At 62.2% G+C, this 20,005-nt stretch carries 17 protein-coding genes; 5 read left to right on the top strand and 12 right to left on the bottom strand.

Annotated elements, in window-relative coordinates:
- Positions 1–23 precede the first annotated feature (23 nt).
- A complete protein-coding gene (locus tag ACODR8_RS08065; protein ID WP_489006755.1) occupies positions 24–260 on the top strand; it encodes a hypothetical protein in 237 nt (78 codons plus the stop codon).
- A 21-nt stretch (positions 261–281) separates the two neighbouring features.
- Here ACODR8_RS08065 and ACODR8_RS08060 read toward each other — a convergent pair whose 3' ends face one another.
- A complete protein-coding gene (locus ACODR8_RS08060; protein WP_489006754.1) occupies positions 282–1,076 on the bottom strand; it encodes an SDR family NAD(P)-dependent oxidoreductase in 795 nt (264 codons plus the stop codon).
- Between the two features lie 124 nt (positions 1,077–1,200).
- Here ACODR8_RS08060 and ACODR8_RS08055 point away from each other — a divergent pair, with 124 nt between their 5' ends.
- Complete coding sequence (locus ACODR8_RS08055; RefSeq protein WP_489006753.1) at positions 1,201–2,202, top strand: GlxA family transcriptional regulator; 1,002 nt, start codon at positions 1,201–1,203, stop codon at positions 2,200–2,202.
- A gap of 97 nt (positions 2,203–2,299) precedes the next feature.
- Here the strand turns inward: ACODR8_RS08055 and ACODR8_RS08050 are convergent, their stop codons facing one another.
- From ACODR8_RS08050 to ACODR8_RS08025, 6 genes are all read right to left on the bottom strand, one after another.
- Positions 2,300–3,556, bottom strand: a complete 1,257-nt coding sequence (locus ACODR8_RS08050; RefSeq protein ID WP_489006752.1) for an MFS transporter — start codon at positions 3,554–3,556, stop codon at positions 2,300–2,302.
- Positions 3,557–3,580: 24 nt separating this feature from the next.
- Positions 3,581–5,221, bottom strand: a complete 1,641-nt coding sequence (locus ACODR8_RS08045) for a sulfatase family protein (RefSeq protein WP_489006751.1) — start codon at positions 5,219–5,221, stop codon at positions 3,581–3,583.
- Positions 5,218–6,150 carry a formylglycine-generating enzyme family protein gene (locus ACODR8_RS08040; RefSeq protein WP_489006785.1) on the bottom strand — a complete coding sequence of 311 codons (933 nt, stop codon included), beginning with the start codon at positions 6,148–6,150 and terminating at the stop codon, positions 5,218–5,220. Before ACODR8_RS08040 ends, ACODR8_RS08045 begins: the two co-directional genes overlap by 4 nt.
- Before the next feature lie 4 nt (positions 6,151–6,154).
- Complete coding sequence (locus tag ACODR8_RS08035; RefSeq protein WP_489006750.1) at positions 6,155–8,089, bottom strand: glycoside hydrolase family 3 protein; 1,935 nt, start codon at positions 8,087–8,089, stop codon at positions 6,155–6,157.
- The gene (locus ACODR8_RS08030; protein WP_489006749.1) at positions 8,083–9,774 is read right to left on the bottom strand and encodes a glycoside hydrolase family 3 protein; all 1,692 of its coding nucleotides are present in this window, start codon (positions 9,772–9,774) and stop codon (positions 8,083–8,085) included. The genes ACODR8_RS08035 and ACODR8_RS08030 overlap by 7 nt, the downstream gene beginning before the upstream one ends.
- Before the next feature lie 61 nt (positions 9,775–9,835).
- Complete coding sequence (locus ACODR8_RS08025) at positions 9,836–12,211, bottom strand: TonB-dependent receptor (RefSeq protein WP_489006748.1); 2,376 nt, start codon at positions 12,209–12,211, stop codon at positions 9,836–9,838.
- A gap of 255 nt (positions 12,212–12,466) precedes the next feature.
- Between ACODR8_RS08025 and ACODR8_RS08020 the strand changes: the two genes are divergently transcribed.
- The gene (locus ACODR8_RS08020; RefSeq protein WP_489006747.1) at positions 12,467–13,531 is read left to right on the top strand and encodes a LacI family DNA-binding transcriptional regulator; all 1,065 of its coding nucleotides are present in this window, start codon (positions 12,467–12,469) and stop codon (positions 13,529–13,531) included.
- On the opposite strand, the gene ACODR8_RS08015 is transcribed toward ACODR8_RS08020, so the two are convergent.
- Complete coding sequence (locus ACODR8_RS08015; protein ID WP_489006746.1) at positions 13,519–15,603, bottom strand: TonB-dependent siderophore receptor; 2,085 nt, start codon at positions 15,601–15,603, stop codon at positions 13,519–13,521. The two genes, ACODR8_RS08020 and ACODR8_RS08015, sit on opposite strands and share 13 nt — an antisense overlap.
- A gap of 182 nt (positions 15,604–15,785) precedes the next feature.
- Between ACODR8_RS08015 and ACODR8_RS08010 the strand changes: the two genes are divergently transcribed.
- A complete protein-coding gene (locus ACODR8_RS08010) occupies positions 15,786–16,082 on the top strand; it encodes a lipoprotein (RefSeq protein ID WP_489006745.1) in 297 nt (98 codons plus the stop codon).
- A 101-nt stretch (positions 16,083–16,183) separates the two neighbouring features.
- Here the strand turns inward: ACODR8_RS08010 and ACODR8_RS08005 are convergent, their stop codons facing one another.
- The 4 genes from ACODR8_RS08005 to ACODR8_RS07990 all read right to left on the bottom strand — a co-directional run bounded on the left by ACODR8_RS08005 (position 16,184) and on the right by ACODR8_RS07990 (position 19,160).
- Positions 16,184–17,332 (bottom strand): extracellular catalytic domain type 1 short-chain-length polyhydroxyalkanoate depolymerase, encoded by a 1,149-nt coding sequence (locus tag ACODR8_RS08005; protein WP_489006744.1) that lies wholly within the window; start codon positions 17,330–17,332, stop codon positions 16,184–16,186.
- A gap of 236 nt (positions 17,333–17,568) precedes the next feature.
- Complete coding sequence (locus ACODR8_RS08000) at positions 17,569–18,021, bottom strand: PA2169 family four-helix-bundle protein (RefSeq protein ID WP_489006743.1); 453 nt, start codon at positions 18,019–18,021, stop codon at positions 17,569–17,571.
- Between the two features lie 111 nt (positions 18,022–18,132).
- The gene (locus ACODR8_RS07995; RefSeq protein WP_489006742.1) at positions 18,133–18,960 is read right to left on the bottom strand and encodes a transglutaminase-like domain-containing protein; all 828 of its coding nucleotides are present in this window, start codon (positions 18,958–18,960) and stop codon (positions 18,133–18,135) included.
- Positions 18,961–19,037: 77 nt separating this feature from the next.
- Positions 19,038–19,160: a hypothetical protein gene (locus tag ACODR8_RS07990; protein WP_489006741.1), complete on the bottom strand. Its 123-nt coding sequence runs from the start codon at positions 19,158–19,160 to the stop codon at positions 19,038–19,040.
- Between the two features lie 14 nt (positions 19,161–19,174).
- Between ACODR8_RS07990 and ACODR8_RS07985 the strand changes: the two genes are divergently transcribed.
- Complete coding sequence (locus tag ACODR8_RS07985) at positions 19,175–19,954, top strand: N-formylglutamate amidohydrolase (RefSeq protein WP_489006740.1); 780 nt, start codon at positions 19,175–19,177, stop codon at positions 19,952–19,954.
- Positions 19,955–20,005 lie beyond the last annotated feature (51 nt).

Raw genomic sequence — 20,005 nt, 5'->3', positions numbered from 1 at the left:
CAGGTGGCATATGATGCGCGGCATTGCGCAGCGCGATCGTTGCGACTTACCGGGAAGGCGATTTCCACTATCGCATCCCACTCGACATTGGGCGCTATCAGGTGAAGCTGACATTCGTCGAACCATCGACCGCTGGCAAAGCGCGGCGCTTCTCTGTTTTGGCCAATAGAAGGGTCGCGATCACGGACGGCCTGCTCGATCTTCACTTCAGGCCGACAAAGGGGCAGGCGATCGTTTCCGCGATCGAGGTCGTCCGCTGACCGCCACGCCGCCTCGTCTCCTCAATGGGTCAGATTTCTGGCGGTGTAGCGGGCCGCAGCCCGGTCTCGCGACAGATTGGGGCGCAGCGCGGCGCGCGCGGCCAGATAGGCGTCGAGATCGGCCATGTCGGGCAGCGAGGGGATGGTGATCGTCTCGCCCATGTCCAGCCCGGCAAAGGCGGCATCGACCATGGCGTTCACCTCCATCACCATCTCCGCCGGGATGGTGGCCAGTTGCTCTTCTTCCCAGATGGCGGTGCGGGTGATGCCGGGCAGCACCGCCTGCACGCGCACGCCCTTTGATCCCAGTTCGACCTGCAACGCTTCGGTAAAGGCCAGCACGAACGCCTTGCTGGCGGGATAGACGGCGGTGAAGCCGTCGGGCATCAGCGCGGTTACCGACGTCATGTTGATGATCGTGCCGCCACCCAGTGCGGTCAGCCGCGGCGCGATGGCCGCCGTCAACCGCGTCACGGCCAATATGTTAAGGTTGATCATCCCGGTCAGATAGGCAGTGTCCGCATCGACCAGGCTCGTCTCGCCCGCGATCCCCGCATTGTTGACCAGGCCGGTGATCGCGCCATCGCTGCGCAACCGCGCCTCGACGCTCGCCAGCCCGTCTGGCGTCGAGAGATCGGCGCTCAGCGTCTCGACCGTAACGCCGGTCTCAGCCTCCAGCTTCTGCGCAAGCGCCGCCAACTTGTCGGCCCGCCGGGCGACCAGGATCAGGTCATGGCCGCGCCGGGCCAAACGGTCTGCATAGACCGCGCCAATGCCATCGGACGCGCCGGTGATGAGGAAAGTGCCTTTGGTCATGGTGTGATCCCTTCGTTGATCGGGCGGTTGCGCCCTGTGATCCAGGAGATACTATCATTGGCGTCGCGGCAGGATCGGCAGTTCCGACAATAAGCAGGCCAAAACCGACAAACGGGAGTTCAGCATGGTGGATGCGGCGCGGACGGCTGCCGGTGTGATCGCCGAAGTGGGACTGGTCCTCTATCCCGGTTGCCAGCAGGCGATGGTCCATGGGATTACCGACCTGTTCGCCATCGCTTCCCATTTTTCGGTGAACCGGGGCGGCGGCGTGTTGCGCGTCAGCCATTGGGCGATGGACGATCAGGGCGGTTTTTCCCGTGCATTCGACACCCACCCGGCTGAGGCGACCTTGCCCGCCATGCTGATCAGTCCCGGCCGCCTGACCGGCCCGCCCGACGCGCAGGAAGCGGCCCCCTATGCGCGCTGGATGCTCGATCGTCACGCGCAGGGCGTAGTGCTGGTTTCGACCTGCGGCGGCGCATTCCTGCTGGCGGAGACCGGCTTGCTCGCCGGGCGGCCCGCGACGACCCACTGGCTGTTTGCCGACCAGTTTCGTGACCGTTTCCCCGACGTGCGGCTCGATATCGACAAGATGGTGATCGAGGATGGGGACATCATCACCGCGGGCGGGCTGATGGCGTGGACGGATCTGGGGATGCGGATCGTCGATCGCCTGCTTGGTCCCACGGTGATGATCGAGACGGGCAAATTCCTGCTGATCGACGCATCGGGCCGCGAACAGCGCCATTTCAGCAGCTTCGCCCCGCGCCTGACCCATGGCGATGCGGCTGTGCTGAAAGTCCAGCACTGGTTGCAGGAGCGGGCCGGGCGAGCGGTGAGCGTGGGCGACATGGCGGGGAAAGCGGGGCTGGAGGAACGTACCTTCCTGCGCCGGTTCAAGGGGGCGACAGGCATGAAGCCGATCGAATATGTCCAGAATCTGCGCGTGGGCAAGGCGCGCGAATTGCTGGAATTTACCAAGCGATCGATCGACCAGATCGCCTGGGCGGTGGGCTATGAGGACTCCACAGCCTTTCGCCGGATATTCTACCGCATCGTGGGGCTGTCACCGGGCGACTATCGCAACCGCTTTTCCAGCGGGGCCGAGTTGCCCGTCGCGGCGTGAGGTTGGGTCTTGCAAGCGGATGGGGTGCGATGACTTTACCCCGGCCCGTTCGTTTCTCGACTAAGCTCGAAACGAAAGGAGGTTGGGCGTTACCAATTCATCGTGACCGCCGTACCGGACAGATGGTGACGGCCCCCAACAGGGCAAAACCACAGCCGACGATGTAGAGGACGGCATAATCGTCCCCCTGTGCGCTGCCGATGGCCAGGATGATCGGGGCGATCGCAGGAGCCAGCGACTGGGGCAGCGAATTGGCGATCTGGAACACCCCCATATCCTTGGCGCTGTCCTCCGGCCGGGGCAGGATGGCGGCGAGCAGGGCGAGATCGACGGCGAAATACAGCCCCTTGCCGATACCCGCCATCGCTACGCCGACCAGAAATTGCGGGACGGACGGAGCCAGCGCGATCGTCAGAAAACCGGCGGCCTCCAGCGTCGCGGCCAGGAACACCAGCGGCTTGCGACGCCCGGTCCAGTCGGTGATGAAACCGCCCACCAGCGAGATGGCGATGGTCGCGGTCGCGATGATCGCCATGGATTTGACCATCACCTGCGTCGCCTCGCCGCGCGGCAATGACAGTTGGTCGGTCAGGAAAAACAGCTGGTAGGTCAGCAGGAACGACCAGGCCATCATGATCAGGAAGCGGCTGCCGAACGCCCAGCTAAAATCCCGGTCGCGAAACGGCGCACCAATCGCGCGCAGCATGGCGAAAGGACCAAGTCGGCGAAGATCGCCACCCTGCGCCGGGTGATCGGGCAGGATCAGGCACAGCGCGCCAATGCCTGCGACGGTGATGGCGAAGGGGCCAAGGAACATCAGCAGCGATGAACCCTGCGTATATTGGGTGATCCAGCTACCCGCAAACGTCCCCATGGTCGATGTCATGCCCAGCATACCGGCGACGCGCCCCTGCCAGCGCACGGGAATGACATCTGGCAGGATCGGCAGACAGCCCGCCTGCATCGCGTTGAACCCGGCCTGGCAAATGACCCAGCCCAGCCCCAGCAACAGCAGGTTGGGCGCTAGGCCCAGGATCAGCAGGCCCGAACCCGCAACCACCAGACCGCCGACCAGCCATGGCCGCCGCCGCCCGAAGCGGCTGCGCGTCCGGTCCGACAGCGCGCCGCAAATCGGCGTCGCGACCAGCGCGACGAGGCCGCCAATCGCCAATATGATGCCCAGCCAGCGCCCCTTTTCCGCCTCGCTCGCAATGTCGCCGACCCGCAGCGCCAGCGTCAGCACCACCGGCGTCAGCAGCGCCACCCATATGCCGAACTGCGCCAGCACATAGACCGCAACGAAGCCAAGCGACACCGGCGGACGGTTCGCTTGCGGCGATGGCGACGGGGTCATCGAAGCGACCTTTCAAATGGGCGATCAGGGGTGATAGCTTTTGCCTTCCGCATCGGCCTTTGCCTTGGCCGGGCTGTCGGCGAACAGGTCGTTCATCTTGGTCGGCAGGTTGGGCCTTACATACCAGTCGGCCGGGAAGTCGGCAGCGTGCGGGCCGTCGATGTTGCGGTTCACCAGACCCGAACTGGTCTTGCGCGTATAGGGAACAACATGTTGGCCCTTGCTGTTGCCAAGCTGTTCGAACAGTGCCTTGCGCAGGGTGATCTTGGTATCCAGCCATTTTGGATCGTCGATCAGATTGTGCATCTCGTCGGGATCGCCCTTGAGGTCGTACAATTCCTCCAGATCCCAGACGCCATGATACTGAATATATTTCACCCGGTCGCGCTCGATCGCGAAGGTGGTGGGGGTCTGCGGGAAGCTCCATTCCCAATAATATTCATAGACGAAATCGCCGGGATTCCAGGTCTTTTCATCGATCTTGCCTTCCGCGAGGGCCAAGAAGCTCTTGCCCTCCATCTGCGTGGGCTTGGCGACATGGGCGATGTCGAGGAAGGTGGGCGCCAGGTCGAGATTGCGCACCACCGCCGGGTTGGTCACCCCCTTGGGCACCATGCCGGGCGCCCAGACGATCATCGGCACGCGGACGGATGGCTCATAGGCATTGCGCTTGTCGATCAACCCATGTTCGCCGATCAGGAAACCATTGTCGGAATAAAAGACGACCATCGTGTTGCGGTCGAGCTTGTTCTTTTTGAGATAGGCCATGATCCGGCCCAAACTCTCATCCACGGGGGAGAGGGTGCGATAATAGTCGCGCACCTGCTCTGTCATCGGGTTGTTGGTATGGTAGGGGAAGTCCGCGCCATGCCAGCTGTTGCGCTGGTTGCGCACCCATAGCGGCTTGCCCGCATTATTTTCAGGCGTATTCGCAATGCTGGCGGGCAGCTTGATGTCCAGCTTGCTATATTGCGTCTTGTATCGGTCGGGCGGCAGCGGGTCGCTATGGACGGCCTTGTGGCTCAGATACAGGAAGAAGGGCTTGGACCGGTCGCGCCCTTTCTCCAGCCAGTTCATCGCATAATCGGTCAACTCATCAGTGATGTAACCGGTGCGTTTGACGGGCGTGCCATCGACATTGAGCATCTGCCGATCACCTGCCGCGATCCGCGCCGGCGAAAGCTGTTCGGTCGGGAAATAGGTGCCTTGCCCCTTGAAGCTGACCCATTTGTCGAACCCGTCGCGCGGGGCATCGGTATCAAACCCCATATGCCATTTGCCAAAGAAACCAGTCTGGTAACCCGCTGCCTGAAGATATTTTGGGAAGAAGGTCAGCCCTTCCTCCGAACTATTATTATTGTCCACGACGCCATGGTTGCGCGCGGTCTGGCCAGTCAGGATGGTGGCGCGGCTGGGCGAGCAGAGCGACGAGGTGACGACGGCATTGGGGAAATAGACGCCATTTTTTGCCAGCGCGTCGATATTGGGGGTCTGAAGGCCCGGCGTCAGGAATCCCATCGCGTCATAGCGCAGATCATCCACCAGCACGAAGATCATGTTGGTCGGCTTTGTCGGCGCGTTCACCGGTTTGGCCAGCACGCCCGGACCCAGCAGAGTGCAGGCGGCGATCATGGCGGCGTTCAGCGCGCGGCGGGCAGTGTTCATGGGCGCGGTCCCTTCTTGTCCCGGATGATGCAGCGAAAACCGATATGGCTGGTCGAACTGTCCACCGCCTGCGGATGGCGCGCGGCGGGGCGATAGCGCTGGCAATAATTAGGCGCGCACAGATGCGATCCGCCTTTCAGCACCTTGCGCGGAATGGCGATGTCGGGCGTCGCCGGGTCCATACTTTCGCGCTTCGTGCCGCCGCGCGGATTGGCGGGGACACAGCAGCTTCCTTTGGCCTTGCGCTCGATCCGTGGCCGGGCGAACCAGTCGCTCGTCCATTCCCAGACATTGCCGATCATATCGAACAGGCCATAGCCATTGGCGGGATAGGTGCGGACGGGCGAGGTTAATTCATAACCATCCGATAATATATTGGCGAAGGGGAAGGCGCCTTGCCAGTAATTGGCCTGGCAAACACCGCCCGGCGCCAGCTCGTCACCCCAGGTATAGTCTGCACCATCCATCCCGCCGCGCGCCGCATATTCCCATTCCGCCTCGGTAGGCAACGCCTTGCCCGCCCATGAAGCATAGGCCTCCGCATCGACATAGGCGACATGGACGACGGGATGATCCGCCAATATGTCCAGCTCAGTGTCGGGTCCATGGGGGTGCCGCCAATTTGTGCCGATGCTAAAGCGCCACCACTGGCTGGCATCGTCGAGCGGCACCGGGCCGCTGGTGCGCTGGAACAGCAGCGACCCGGCCTGCGCCATCGCCGGGTCCATACCGGGATAGTCTTTGGGATCAGGCGCAATTTCCGCCTGCGTGATGTGGCCCGTCGCCTCGACAAAGCGGGCAAAGTCTCGGTTCGTAACGGGGGTCTCGTCAATCCAAAACCCATCCACCTGCACCCGGCGTACCGGCGCTTCTTCGGGATAGAATCGATCCGACCCTATCTGGAACGCGCCGCCGGGCAGGTGGATCATACCATCAGTCACGGCTGGCGGCAGCCTTCAGCAATATGCCCGCACCGCGCAGATAGGCGGGCGGCGGGCCGTCGTCGGGCAGGTCGGGGCTTTGCACCTCGACATCGGCCATGGAGCGGGGCAGCGAGAAGGGCAGGCGTCCCTTCGCCACCGCGCGACCTGTCACAATGTCCAGCACTGCCGCATCGGTCGCGCCGAAAGTGACGATCAGGGCGCGGGCCATCGGCTCGATCGCGGTCAGGATGGCGGGGCGGTCCATCTCTACAGCGACGATCGTGGGGACATGGGCAGAGGCGCGGGCGATCGCCTGCACATCCTTGTCAGCCGCACGGAAATCGAGTCGCCCTTCATGCTGGCGCGCGCCAAAGAAATGATAGGGATGCAGCGTTTCAAAAGGGGTCGCGGTGCGAACCAGCGCAATGTCCGCCTGCGCCGGATCGTCCACCACTGTGAAACCTGCCGCCCGCGCCGCCGCTGCATCGACGCCATACAACCAAATCCGCTTGCCCGTCGCGACCGGCAGGGTCGCCTTGTCGTTGCGCAGCAGCACCTGACTGGCGCGCTGGACGGCGTCGCCCTCAGCCTGCGCCTCGCGGCTCCCGACAATCCGGGCGGCGGCGGCTTCATCAACATAGGGATTGTCGAACAGCCCCAGTTCAAACTTCAGCCTCAGCACACGGCGCACGGATTCGTCGATCCGCTTTTCGCTGACCAGCCCCTTGGCAACCGCGTCCAGAATCGGTGCGGGATCGTCCGCACCGCCAAATTGGTCGATGCCCGCCTCTATCCCCTTGGCAAAGCGGGTCGTCTTGTCGGCCGCCTCCATGCCCCAGGGCGTGCCAATCGACGCGGGCGTCTGCGGGTTGGTGGCGTCGGGGGCCATGCAGGCTTGCGGGCAATCGCGGGTGATCGACCAGTCCGATACGATCAGGCCGCGATACTTCTTCTGTCCCCGCAACAGCCCTGTCAACATTTGCTTGTTGAAACCCGCCGCGACTGGCTCGATTGGCTGGCCTGCAATTTTTGGTCCATGGACGATGACATAGGTCGGCATGACCCCAGCACTGCGGGCAGCGAGGCTGTCGTCAAAGGCGCGGACATGCTGGGCAAAGGATGCGTCGCTCAGCGTGGCATTACGGCCATAATAGTTGTGGCCGTCAAACCCTTCCGGCTCCGCGCCATAGCCGACCCAATGTTTGACCACCGTGGCAACGCCATCGGGCCGCACGCCGGTACGGCCATGTTGGAACCCTTCGACATAAGCGCCCGCAAGGCGTGATACCTCAGCCGGATCGGACCCGAAGGTGGCGGCAAAGCGCGGCCAACGCGGTTCGGTGGCAAGGTCGGCTTGCGGCGATAGCGCCATATGGATGCCGACCGCGCGATATTCCTGCCGCGCAATGTCGCCGAAGCGCCGAACCGTATCAGCATTCCCCAGCGCCGCGAAGCCGAGCGTGTCGGGCCACAGCGAAAAGCCGCCGCCGGTCGTGCTGGCGCCCAAAGTCGCCTGAAAATGATGGCGCGGATCGGTGCTGATCGTGGCCGGGATACCAAGCCGCCCAGCCTCGGCGAGCTTCTGCACCACATTATTCTGTGCCGCCAGATCGGAAGGCGACACAACCAGACGGGTGATGAAGCTGCTGATATGGCGATCACGCAGCAGCTTTGCGGTCGCGTCGGCATCGTAGATATTGCCCCCAAAACCGATGGGGGAGCCGGGCGTTGGCAGCGTCCCGTGCAGCAGCATCCCCGCCTTTTCCGGCAGCGTCATCTGCCTCAGCAGATCCTCGACCCGCGCTTCGATCGGCACGCGCGCATCCTCGTAGCGATCGAGCCGACCATTATGGTTGAGGTCGCGCCAGCCCTTGGGCGGCGACGCCGTGCCGCCCAGCGCCAGCACGAAAAGCGATGCCGCTACGATCCGGCGCACTTTTACCATTTCAGTTGTTCCCTCCCGCAAAAGGCGTCGACCGGGCTGACCCCGGTGAAGGGCGCATCGCCTGTCAGCCTCTCCACCAACGCCGTCTGGACATCGGGCAGCGAGGCATAGGCGTTGATATAGGTCGCGAAATTGGGCGCGTCATACAGATAATAGGGTTGACCGAAGGAGACGAGCAGGGTCGGGATTTCGCGGTTGAACTGGATCATGCCGTTGCGCGGGCTGGCGTGCAGCCTGGCGAAATCGAGGAAGATATGGCCGAGCGAGGGCGTCGCTTCCTGGCCGATCAGATAGAGGATGAGGTCGGCATCGGCGGGCGTCGGCATCGTTTCAGGGTCGAAATCGCGGATGGTGAAACCCCGGCTTTCAAGGCCCGCGCGCAGCGGCGTGAAGTCGCGGTCCGGCGCCCCGGAAAAGAAGCTGGAGCCTTCATCAGCGATGATGACGACCCGCTTGTGCCTGTCGGGGGTGATGGGCAGCAGGGCGTCGCGATCCTTGACCAGCGTGATGCTGGCCGCACAAGCGCGTGCTGCCTGATCGAGATGGCCGGGCTGGCGCAGCGTATCGCGCACTTGGCCTAGAGGGGCGATCCGTTCGTCCAGCGTCATGCGGTGTATGCCCAGCTTTGCCTTCAATGACAGGAAGCGGGTGACGGCTTCGTGCAGCCGCTGTTCCGACAATCGGCCCTCACGCAGCCCTTGCAGCATGAAGGCCATGTCCTGCGCCGGATCGCGACTGAACAGGAACACGTCGCAGCCATTTTCGATCACCGCAGGCACCGCCTCAGCGCGCGCCATCCAGCTGGTCAGGCCGCCCATGACGGTCGCGTCGGACACGATCAGGCCTTGGAAGCCTAATTCCTCGCGCAGCAATTCCTGGTTCAAGAGGCGGGAGACAGACGCAGGCTCAAACGCCTGCGCCCCGACCTGCGGCATTCTCTCGCGAATATAGGCGGGCAGCGCGATATGCGCCGACATGATCGTCATCACGCCATCATCGACCAATGTGCCAAAGATGCGGCCAAAGGTTGCGTGCCACTCGGCCATGTCCATGTCATTGACGCTGGTGACGAGATGCTGGTCGCGATCGTCCAGCCCGTCTCCGGGCCAGTGTTTGGCGCAAGCTGCAACCCCCTGCGCCTGCAACGCGCGGACATAGGTGCGCGCTTGCGCCAGGATGCGGTCGGGGTTGGACCCATAGGATCGGGTCCCGACCACCGCGTTGCGAAAGGCGCGATTGATGTCGACGACCGGCGTGAAGGACCAATTATAACCCAGTGTCCGGCTTTCGCGCCCGACGATGGTGGCCAGTTCCGCGCTGAGGGTGAGATCGTTACAGGCCGCGATGCCCATCTGGTTGGGAATGGCGGTGGTGAAGGGATAGCTGATCGTGCCCCCTTCAATATCGCCTGACAGGATCAGGGGGATCTCGGAACGTTCCAGCGCATCGCGGGTCGCGGCCCAGGCAGTGTCGAGATTGCGGGTCGGGAAGCGATGGAGGCCGCCCGGCGCATGGGCAAGCAATCCCGCATTCTCCTCTGCGCTGTCATGCCGCGCCGACAGGACGAACAGCTGCGCGATCTGCGCCTCGACGCTCATGGCGTCGCGCGTGCGTTCCACCCAGCTTTGATCTTCGGGCGACAGGGCAAGGGGGTTGGGAGAAGCGGTAGGAATGACGGGGCTCATTTCGGATCGGGGGAGGCGTCGTCTTGGCGGGCGCGGCGGTATAGGCCGCCGCGCCCTTCGATCAGAATTTGAAGCCCAGCGTCGCACCGAAATAGCGGTCAGCGTCCTTGTTGAAGGTGCCGACCAGATCGGTGGCACCACCCAGGAATGACGAGTGGCCGATGCTGGTCAGGTAATTCTCGTCGAACAGATTCTTGACGAACAATGTCAGGCTGTAACGGCCGTCAATCTGCTTGATGCCGATGCTGGCGTCGACCAGCGTATAGGCGGGCTGTTCCAGCAGCGGGTCCTGTTCGACCGAAAAGTTCATCGCGCTCTGGAAGTTGACGCCGACTTGCGCGAAACCGGCAAAGTCGGTGCCGGGAATGTCCGCCTCGTAACGCGGGGCGACGGTGATCTTCCACTTCGGGCTGACCGGCTGGGCCGCATCGCGCAGATTTTGCGTAGGGGTGACGCCAGCGGCGGAGCGGTAGCAGATGTTCGTCGGCTTGCCCGACAGTATCGGAGCCGCCGCGTTGAGCTGCTGCGGACAGTTGAGACCATCAATGTCAATCCGCGCATCCGAATAGGTTACTGCGCCGGTCAGGCTGAAATGATCGTCGGGACGGACGGTCGCTTCTATTTCAAAGCCCTTGGTGCGCGACTTGCCTGCGTTGGTCGACACGAACTGGACCACGCCCGCGGCGAGATCGGACCGGTTCGCCTGCACCTGAAGATTGCTATAATCGGCCAGGAACAGCGCAGTGTTGAAGCTCAGCACGCCGTCGGCGGTGCGACCCTTGAACCCGATTTCATAGGCGTTGACATGTTCCGGCTCCAGCACGGTCTGGTTGGCCAGGTCCGTGCCGATTTCCATGTCATAGCCCAGCCCCTTATAACCGCGCGTATAACTGGCATAGACCTGCGCATTGCGGCTGAATTCATATTGCAGGCCCGCCTTGCCGGTCACTGCCGTATCGCTGGCCGTGATCGATCCGCTGACCGGGGCATTGCCCGGCAGCACCGCATCGCCCGGCACCAGTGGTGAAATGCGGCTGCCGCTATTGGTGCCCTTTTCATATTGCAGGCGCAGACCCCCGATCGCCTTCAGTCCGCCGACGATCCGGTAATCGACCTGGCCAAAGACGGCGACGCTGTCCTGCTTCAGGCGGACGTTGCTGGCCGACGACTGATAGATGGTATTGGCAGGCGCGCAGGGCTGGCCAAAGGTGCCGGCGGTGCAGCGCGCGCGGCGGCGGTCGAACGGGCGCTTGATGTCGGAATGCATGTAAAACACGCCCGCGACATAATTGAGGTCGCCACCACCATTATTGGCGATGCGCAATTCCTGGCTGAAAGCGCTCAGGTCCAGCTGCCCATGGTTCTGGCTCCAGTCGGCATAAGCAGCGGAGGCGCCGACGAACAGCGGCACATTGCTGTTGATCCGCTCGATCGGCTGGTTCACGTCCAGATTATAGGATTGGTAGGCGGAAATGGACGTGACCGTCGCAGCACCCAGATCCCAGTCGGCCTGCAACGAATAGGTCTGCTGGTCGCTGTTGGAATAAGTGACCGTCTCGTCATTGAGCGTGCGGTTGTTGCGGGTGGCGGTGATCGGGCCGACCAGCGCCTGGAGATTGGGGTTGGTAATCGCGATCCAGGTCGATGCGCAGCAATCCGCCTCGGTCTTGCGATATTCGCCAGTGAACAGCAGGTTCAGATTCTCGGTCGCATCCCATTCCAGCTTGCCGCGCACCCCCCAGCTTTTGGAGCCATTGTCCCAGCTGTCGGTGGCGATGTTGCGGGCAACGCCGCGCACGTCATTGTAAAAGCTGGTGAGGCGGGCGCGCAGCGTGTCGCTGATCGGGCCGGACACGGTGCCACGGGCGCGATATTCGCCATGTTCGGCGATGGTCGCTTCACCGCGCCCTTCAAATTCGCGCGAGGGGCGGGCGGTCGTGACGCTGATGACGCCTGCGGTGGCGTTCTTGCCAAACAATGTCCCCTGCGGACCGCGCAGCACTTCGACGCGCTCAATGTCGGCCAGATCGGTAAAGCCCTGGGTCTGGCGCACGGCGACCACGCCATCGACCACGGTCGATACCGAGGATTCAACGCCCTGGCCGAACAGCGCAGTGCCGATGCCGCGGATGCGGAAGCTGCTGTTGGTGGGGGTCGCGCCCTGCTGGAAGGTTAGCGAGGGGACAGCCTGAACCAGTGAACTGCTGTCGTTGATTTGGCGATTGGCCAGCGTGTCGGCGCTGACCGCGGTCACGGCCAGCGGCACGTCCTGCAGGCGCTCGGCGCGCTTCTGCGCGGTGACGACAATGTCGGTGCCATCCAGCGGCTCCTGGGGCGCTGCATCCTGCGCCATCGCGGCGGCAGGCATCATCGCGACGCTCAGGCTGAACAGCGACACTGCGGTGCGGCGCATGGTCATGGCTTTGGAAAAACGCATATATCCTCCCCTGTCCGGCGCCTGTGTCGGCGCGCGGTCTTGCAACTATGATTCCGACCAGCGGTTGTCCGCTCGGTTGTAGCGCTAAATCTTCCTGTCCGACGCTAGAGTCAACATGAATATTTTAGCGCTACATTTTTTGCGCGAATTGCGGATTTCTTGCAACAGCGCGCTGGTCATCCATTTACAAAGATCAGGAATATAGCGTTAAACGAACGCATAGCGCGTTCGCGTCCGTTCAGGGAGTTTCCAGCCATGGCCCGTTTGGGGCGTCGTACCAGCCAGGCTATCACCATCCAGACCGTTGCGGAACGCGCCGGCGTGTCAGCCATGACCGTGTCCAACGTCCTCAACAACAGCCCGCGCGTGCGCCAGACGACGCGGGATAGGGTGATGGCGGCAGTGCGGGAACTCAACTATGTCCCTAACATGGCGGCGCGGGCGCTGGCCAGCGCCAGCGCGACGCGGATCGGATTGCTCTATCGGAACATCGAAAATGCGTTCCTCAGTTCCATATTGGTCGGCGCGCTGGATGCGACCAGCCGGCTTGGTGCGCAATTGCTGTTGCGGCCGCTGGAAAGTGGCGATCCTAAGGAAATTGCGCAGCAGATGCAGGGGCTGGTGGAAAGCGGCGCCCACGCGATTTTGATCGTCCCACCCTATTGCGAGGTCGCCAATCGCCATGGCCTGACACGCGATTTCCCCGTGCCGGTCGTGGCGATGTCACCGGGCGACATATTACCGGGCGACCATATGGTGCGGATCGACGATTTTGGCGCAGCGCGGGACATGACGGCCTATCTCATCGGCCTGGGGCATCGCGATATCGGTTTCATTCGCGGCGGCGCTGGCCACATGATCCACCGGACCCGGTGCGAAGGCTATCAGGCGGCGCTGCGCGATGCAGGGCTGCCGATCCGACCAGACCTGATTGTGACCGGTGACATGAGCTTTGAATCGGGCCTCGCGGTCGGCGCGCAGCTACTGGACCTGCCGGACCGGCCGACGGCCATCTTCGCCAGCAATGACGACATGGCCGCTGCGATCATCTCGCTCGCCCACAGGCGCGGGCTGGATGTGCCACGCGACCTGTCGGTGGCAGGTTTCGACGACACGCCGATCGCGGTCAAAATCTGGCCATCGCTGACCACGGTCAAACATCCGGGCAAGGACATATCGGCGCAAGCGGCTATGCTCGCCGTCTCGCTCGCGAGAGGAGATCAGGAAGGCATAGCCGCGCCGACGGAGCAATATCTCGAACACCGTCTGGTCGTTCGCGAATCCACCGCAATGCCTGGGCAAGTCGATCAGAAGCGATAGCCGACCGTGCCCATGACGTTGCGGGGCGCACCCACGAAACAGTCGCCACGGGCAAGGCAGGACGCATAATAGCGGTTGTTCAGCAGATTGGTGGCGTTGAGTGCGAAGCGCCAGCTTTGCCAGTTGATCTCCGCCAGACCATCGACCGTAGTGCGCGCCGGGGTGACGATCGACCAGAGGGCGCTGGTGGAGATGCTCTTGCCGCTATAGACGACACCGCCGCCCAGGCGTAGCTGCGCTTCGCCCGGCAGGCCGAACGTCTTGGTCGACCAGATCGATGCGGTATGGCGCGGCATATAGTCGAGGCTGGTGTTGCTCTCGGATTTGAGCTTGGCGTAGCCGTAATTGGCGAGCAGCTCGAAATTGCCGGGCAGGGTGTGGCTGGCCTCGATTTCGAAACCCTTGGTGTCGAGTACGCCCGACTGGGTCGTGCCGCCAGCGGCCAGATAAAGGACGCGGTTCTGTTCCTTGATCTTGAATACCGTGGCCGTGACCAGCGTGTTGACGCCCGGCTGCCACTTGATGCCCGCTTCATATTGAGTGCCGTTCTGGGGCTTGTAGGGCGCGCCGGGCGGCGCTTCGGGATCGGGATCTTCGACACGGCCGGCGATCGGCAGGAAGCTTTCAGTATAGCTGAAGAAGGGTGAGAGGCCCGCGCCAATCTCGCCGATGATACCGGCACGGAAAGTGGTGGCATTGTCCTTCTGGCCCGATGAACCGGTCACCCGGTCGCGGCGTGCGCCCAGCACGACAGAAACGCGGTCGAAAAAGCGGATCTGGTCCTGCAGATAGACGCCCAGCTGCTTTTGCGATTCATAGGTGAAGGAGCCGGTCGGATCATAGGTTTGGAGCGCGTCCTGATCGATATTATAAAGGTCGATCGTCTCGACCCCGAAGGCACCGCGCTTGCCGACCTTGTTCCAGCTATAATCAAGGCCGACGAGCAGCTTATGCTCGATATTGGCACCGGTGTTGAAGCTGAACTGGAGATTATTGTCGGTCGAAAAGACATTCATCCGCGCATCGCTGGCTTCTGCGTAGAGACCGATGGTCCGGCCGTCGGCTGCAAAGGGATTGGTCGGGTTGGAGTAGCTGTTGGCATAGTGGGTCTTATATTCCAGGTCGCTGTCGATATAGCGTGCCTTGACACTGAGCCGAACATGGTCGGAGAAATTATGGGTGATGGAGCCGCCGCCCTGAAGCGAGCGGCCATTATAGCGGTCCCAGCCCGGCTTGCCGACGAACGCATATTGATCGAGCTTGCCCGCCGGATAGGCATTGTTCGGCAGGAAGGTGCCGACGATCGGCAGGAATTGGGAGGTCGATCCGGTGTCATCCTCCTGATAGAGGCCGGTCAGCACGATGTCGGTATCGGGCGTCGGCTGCCACCGGATCGACGGCGCGAACATCACGCGATCGTCGGGGACATGATCGACATAGGTGTCGGCATCGCGGACGCGGCCGACGGCGCGGATAGCGAAATTGTCGGCCAAGGCGAGGTTGACGTCGGCCAGCGCTTCCTTGCGGTCGAAACTGCCATAGACCAGGCTGGCTTCGCCCCGCGTCTCAAACCCCGGCGTCTTGGACACCAGATTGACCAGGCCGCCGATCGATCCCTGGCCGAACAGCACCGACGCCGGGCCGCGCACGATTTCGACGCGGTCGAAATTATAGGGGTCGGACGTGATGCTGGCATAATAAGAGAATATGTCGCGCATCCCGTCGCGGAATTGCAGCGCATCAAGGCCGCGCACATTGAAACCATCGACACGGGTGTCGCGGCCATAGGGGTTGGCGAGGACGCCTGCGGCATATTTGACCGTGTCGCTGATGTTGATCGCACCCTGCGCCAGATATTGGTCGGACGTAATGACCTTGATTGGCTGAGGCAGCTGGATCAGCGGCGTTTCGGTTTTCGTCCCGGCATTGGCGGCGGTGACGATGATCTGGCTTTCGCTATCGTCAAAAGGAGCCTGGGCAGCGTCGGGAGCCTGTTCTGCCGCTTGGGCGACTGTGCCGCAAAGGGCGATAAGCGCAGCGCCGCAAAGCGTGAAGGAGCGGGTGGCGGACATTGATTCAGTTTCCCTGTTGCAATTGATTCTCATCAGGGAAGCCGGGTAACGCTATTAATAGTTATTCGCAATATATAATTGGGAGACCGCTACCTTCTCGCGGCCCGCTATCTTAAGGTCGATGGCTATGGACCCAACCACGCCCCAAGCCGTTATATCCGCTCCATATCGGGAGAGAGACTATGAAGCGTACATCCACCCTGGCAGCGATCGTCGGTTTGAGTTTGACGCTGGCCGCATGTGGCGGCAAGGGCGACGACAAGCTGGGCGAGCAGGCCCAGGAAGCGGCCGAGAACAAGGCCGACAAGATGGACGCCATGGCCGATAATATGAGCGGCACCGCTGAGGATCTGATGCAGGCCAAGGCGGATGCGACGCGCGAAGCGGGCGATGCCCGCGAAGAGGCGATCGATGAATCCGATATCAACGCCGCCGCACTGACGCCTGCCGAGCGGGCGAAAGTCATCAACGGTAATTGATGTCCGGCACAATGCCGACCGATATGCCGCGTTGCATGTCGGTCGGCTTGCGACCATGTTCAGTCGCGTGGCGATGGCCGCGTCCGCCTGGTCGGCGCAGCTTAGCGCATCAATCCGGCGGTGCGCAGGGCGTCCTCGATAATCTTCTGGACGCTGCTTTTGGCCGCCGCGGTCGGCGGAGGTTGAATAGCCGACAGCGGTTCAAGTTTCGCCCTTTTCAACATCGGCAGATTGGGCGTTTCAACTTTCATTGTGCCATCGGTTTGGGATTGCGGCTTAGCTTTGCGCCTACCCAGAAGATCCCAGGACGCGGCGATCCTGCGGGTCGATGAAATGCCCGCTTCCAGCATATGGGGCATTGGCGTTCCACATGCATCATCCCCGGTGGTGGCGAGCGGCGTGCCATGGCCCATATTTGTAATCCGATAATCCTCAACCAGCGCGCGACCATTGCCGTCATTCCAGACACGGTGGCGATGACCGACGACATTTTGCGTCGCGCTCGGCTTGTCATCCAGCCCATGAACCGACAACCATTGGGCCAGGATCGCATCGGCATTGCTGCTGTTGACGGTGGGGTCGGCCGCGCCGTGCCAGATAGAAACACGCGGCCAGGAACCGGCATGGTCAGTCGCGCTCCGCACGCGATCGCCAAGCTGGGCGCCACTGGATGGACCCGGCGTGCGCATCGCCTCCAGCGCTTGCGGGACGTTGGATGCAGCGCCGAAAGGCAGTCCTGCAATGATCGCGCCGCCAGCAAACAGCTCAGGATAGCTAGCCAGCAATATCGATGTCATGGCGCCACCGGCGGACAGGCCGGTCACGAATATGCGCGACCGGTCGATGCCGTGCGTGTCGATCATGGTCTCGATCATTTGGCGGATCGAGAGGGCTTCGCCACGATCACGTCCATTATCGGCGGGCGAGAACCAGTTGAAGCAGAGGTTGGGATTGTTGGCGCGCTGCTGTTCGGGGAACAGGAGGATGAAGCCATGCTCGTCGGCCAGCTGCGACCAGCCTGCGCCACGATCATAGCCGTCCGCTGTCTGCGTGCAGCCGTGCAGGACGACGACCAAAGCTGGCTTGCTGGCGACCTGCGCGGGTATGTGACATTTCGCCTTCAACGCGCCCGGATTGCTGCCGAAGGATCCGACATCCTGCAACCGGCCCGGTTCGTTCCGGTCCATGGGCGCAGCCGCGGCAGTCCGCATGGCCATTAATTGGGCGATATTGGCGGATAATTTTCTCATGACATGACCTCCGGCCTTGAAGAGCGGCCATATTGGCCATGATAGTCGGCGGCGGATTATGCTGCACTGCACAATATGGCTATCCGCGCCGATGCGACAAGGTGAGAGTTCAAAATTTATCGGTAATGTCGCTGAGTAGGGAGGGGACTTGCCGCAGTCCGGTGCGGTGTGGGGCGTTGTCGGGATAAGGTTGCACCGGAAAGAAAAATGGCGGGGTCACCCCCGCCATTTCTGCATCAATGCTGCATCGAATGTTTGATGTCGCGCATCTCGTCATGGCCAGCCTTGACCGATACATAGCTAGTCTGAATCAGATCGCGCACTGTCGGGCTGAGCTTAGTGTCCTCCAGCGCATCCTCGAACTTGGCCTTAATATGATCTTCGCCGGCTTCGACCTCGTTGATGATCGCCTTGTCATCATTGCCCGTGACAACGGATTTGAGGTTGAGGAACATGCGATGCGCCCCGGCGAGCAGCGTGCCGTCATCTTCCGGGTTGCCGCCCAGTGCGGTCACCTGCTGCTGCAAGCGGGTGGCGATGGCGCGCCTTTCGCTGGCGCGGCTGGTGAACAGGGTCGTGAAACGGCTATTTTCGCTGTCCTTGGCCGCTTCGGTATAGCCATCGGCGCTGTCGATGGTCGTAGCGATCAGGCCATTGAGGGTCGAAATATCGTGGCTGTTATCGGACATAGGAATTTCCTCTCATAGGGGTGGCAGTTGCCGCGGCGGTTGGCGACTGCATGGTCCATCAACGACGATCCTTCATGAAAGTCGCATCGATTGCGCCCCGCTTAACCTCCATCAGTATGATTTTTCGTCGATCGACGGCACCTCGTCGGTGTGGACGTCGAACCGGACGAGATTTGTCGGCCCAAAGGCCGTGGTCAGCGCGACATCGGTCGCGTCGCGACCCCGCGCCATCAGGACGCGGCCGATGCGGGGCCGGTTATGGCGCGCGTCGCGCGTATACCAGTTACCATCGATATAGACGTCGAACCAGGCGCTGAAATCCATCGGCGCATCGACCGGGGGCACGCCAATGTCGCCCAGATAGCCGGTACAATAGCGGGCCGGGATATTCATGCAGCGGCACAGGGTGACGGCCAGATGGGCAAAATCGCGGCACACGCCGCGCTTTTCCTGAAAAGCGTTCCAGGCGGTCATGTCCGAGCGGGCATGATGATAGCCAAATTCGATATGGTTGTGGGCGAAATCGACAATGGCATCGACCCGCGCCTTGGCGGTCGTATAGTGCGCGAAATTGGCCCAGGCGAACGCCATCAGCCGGTCTGTCTCACAATAGCGGCTGCCCAGCAGGAAGGGCATTACTGCATCGGGCAATTCTTCGACCGGGGTGTGCGGTCCATCGGGGGCGGGCAGGTCCACCAGTCCGCTATCCTCAATCACGAAATCGCAGCACAGGGTAACGCCGCCCGCCGGAATGGTCAGGCGCGTTGCGACATTCCCGAAGTCATCCTCGAAATGATAAAGTGGCACATCCGGGCTGGCCATCAGCCGCTGGGGCGTGCGCAGGTCGAGATGGCGGGAGGGATGCAGGCTAAGCATCGCCATCATCGCGGTCTTGTTCTGGGTTTCAAATCTGATTTCATATCCGCAGCGGATCAGCATGGAGGGGACTTTCCTGAAGTGCCGACAGGGCGGCCGTTATTGGCATTAGGTAGGGGCAGGGCGACGCAGGCCGGGGATCAGTGCAGATCGGGGTGCTGGCCAAATGTCTCTGGCAAGTGCATCAAGGTGGCATGTTCGCACAGGAAAGCCGAATGCCGATCGCGAGTGCGGATGACAGGAAGGATCGTCGGCATGGTCATGGGGGTGGATCCTGATGGCCAAAGGCGCGGCAAATGAGCTATTGGGTCTGAACGATCCGGCACCGTTCGGGCTGTTCAACGCAGCAGGCGCGTCCCCGTTCCTGCTGATCGGCGATCATGCCGGGGCGGCGATACCGAAGGCGCTAGGTGATCTGGGCCTGGGCAATGCTGACCGCCGCCGCCACATCGCCATCGACATTGGTGTCCATGGTCTGGGTCATAGGTTGGCCGAACGGCTCGACGCGCCCTTTCTGCACCAGATTTATTCGCGTCTGGTTATTGATTGCAACCGCGATCCCACGCGGGATGACGCGATTCCTGCGGTGTCCGACGGCAGTCGGATCAGCGGTAATGAAGCGCTGGACGAAGCTGCGCGCGCTGCGCGGGTAGCGGCGATCCACGCGCCTTATCATCAGGCGATCAGTGACATGATCGACGCGCGGAGTGCCGCCGGTCGTGATACGACCCTGCTATCGCTCCACAGTTTCACGCCGGTCATGGGCCGGATTGCCCGACCGTGGGAGGTGGGTGTCCTGCACTGGCGCGGCCGCACCGATTTTGCCCATGCCATGCTGGCGGCGTTGCGCGACACAGCGACCCTTACCGTGGGCGACAATGTTCCTTATGCCATGGATGCGACCGACTTTACCGTGCCTTTCCATGCCTTTCCCCGCGACCTTGCCTATGCGGAGATAGAGGTTCGGCAGGATTTGATCGACCGTGTCGAGGGACACATGCTCTGGGCCGATCAATTGGCGCACGCCGCAAAAGACGCTTTGCAACGCATCGGTTGATGGCGAATCCGCATCATGTGTCTGGCCGATATGGCTTGTGCTAGCGCTGGC

The sequence above is a fragment of the Sphingobium sp. FG58 genome (assembly GCF_057809055.1).
This window is presented reverse-complemented; position numbering and strand designations above follow the sequence as displayed.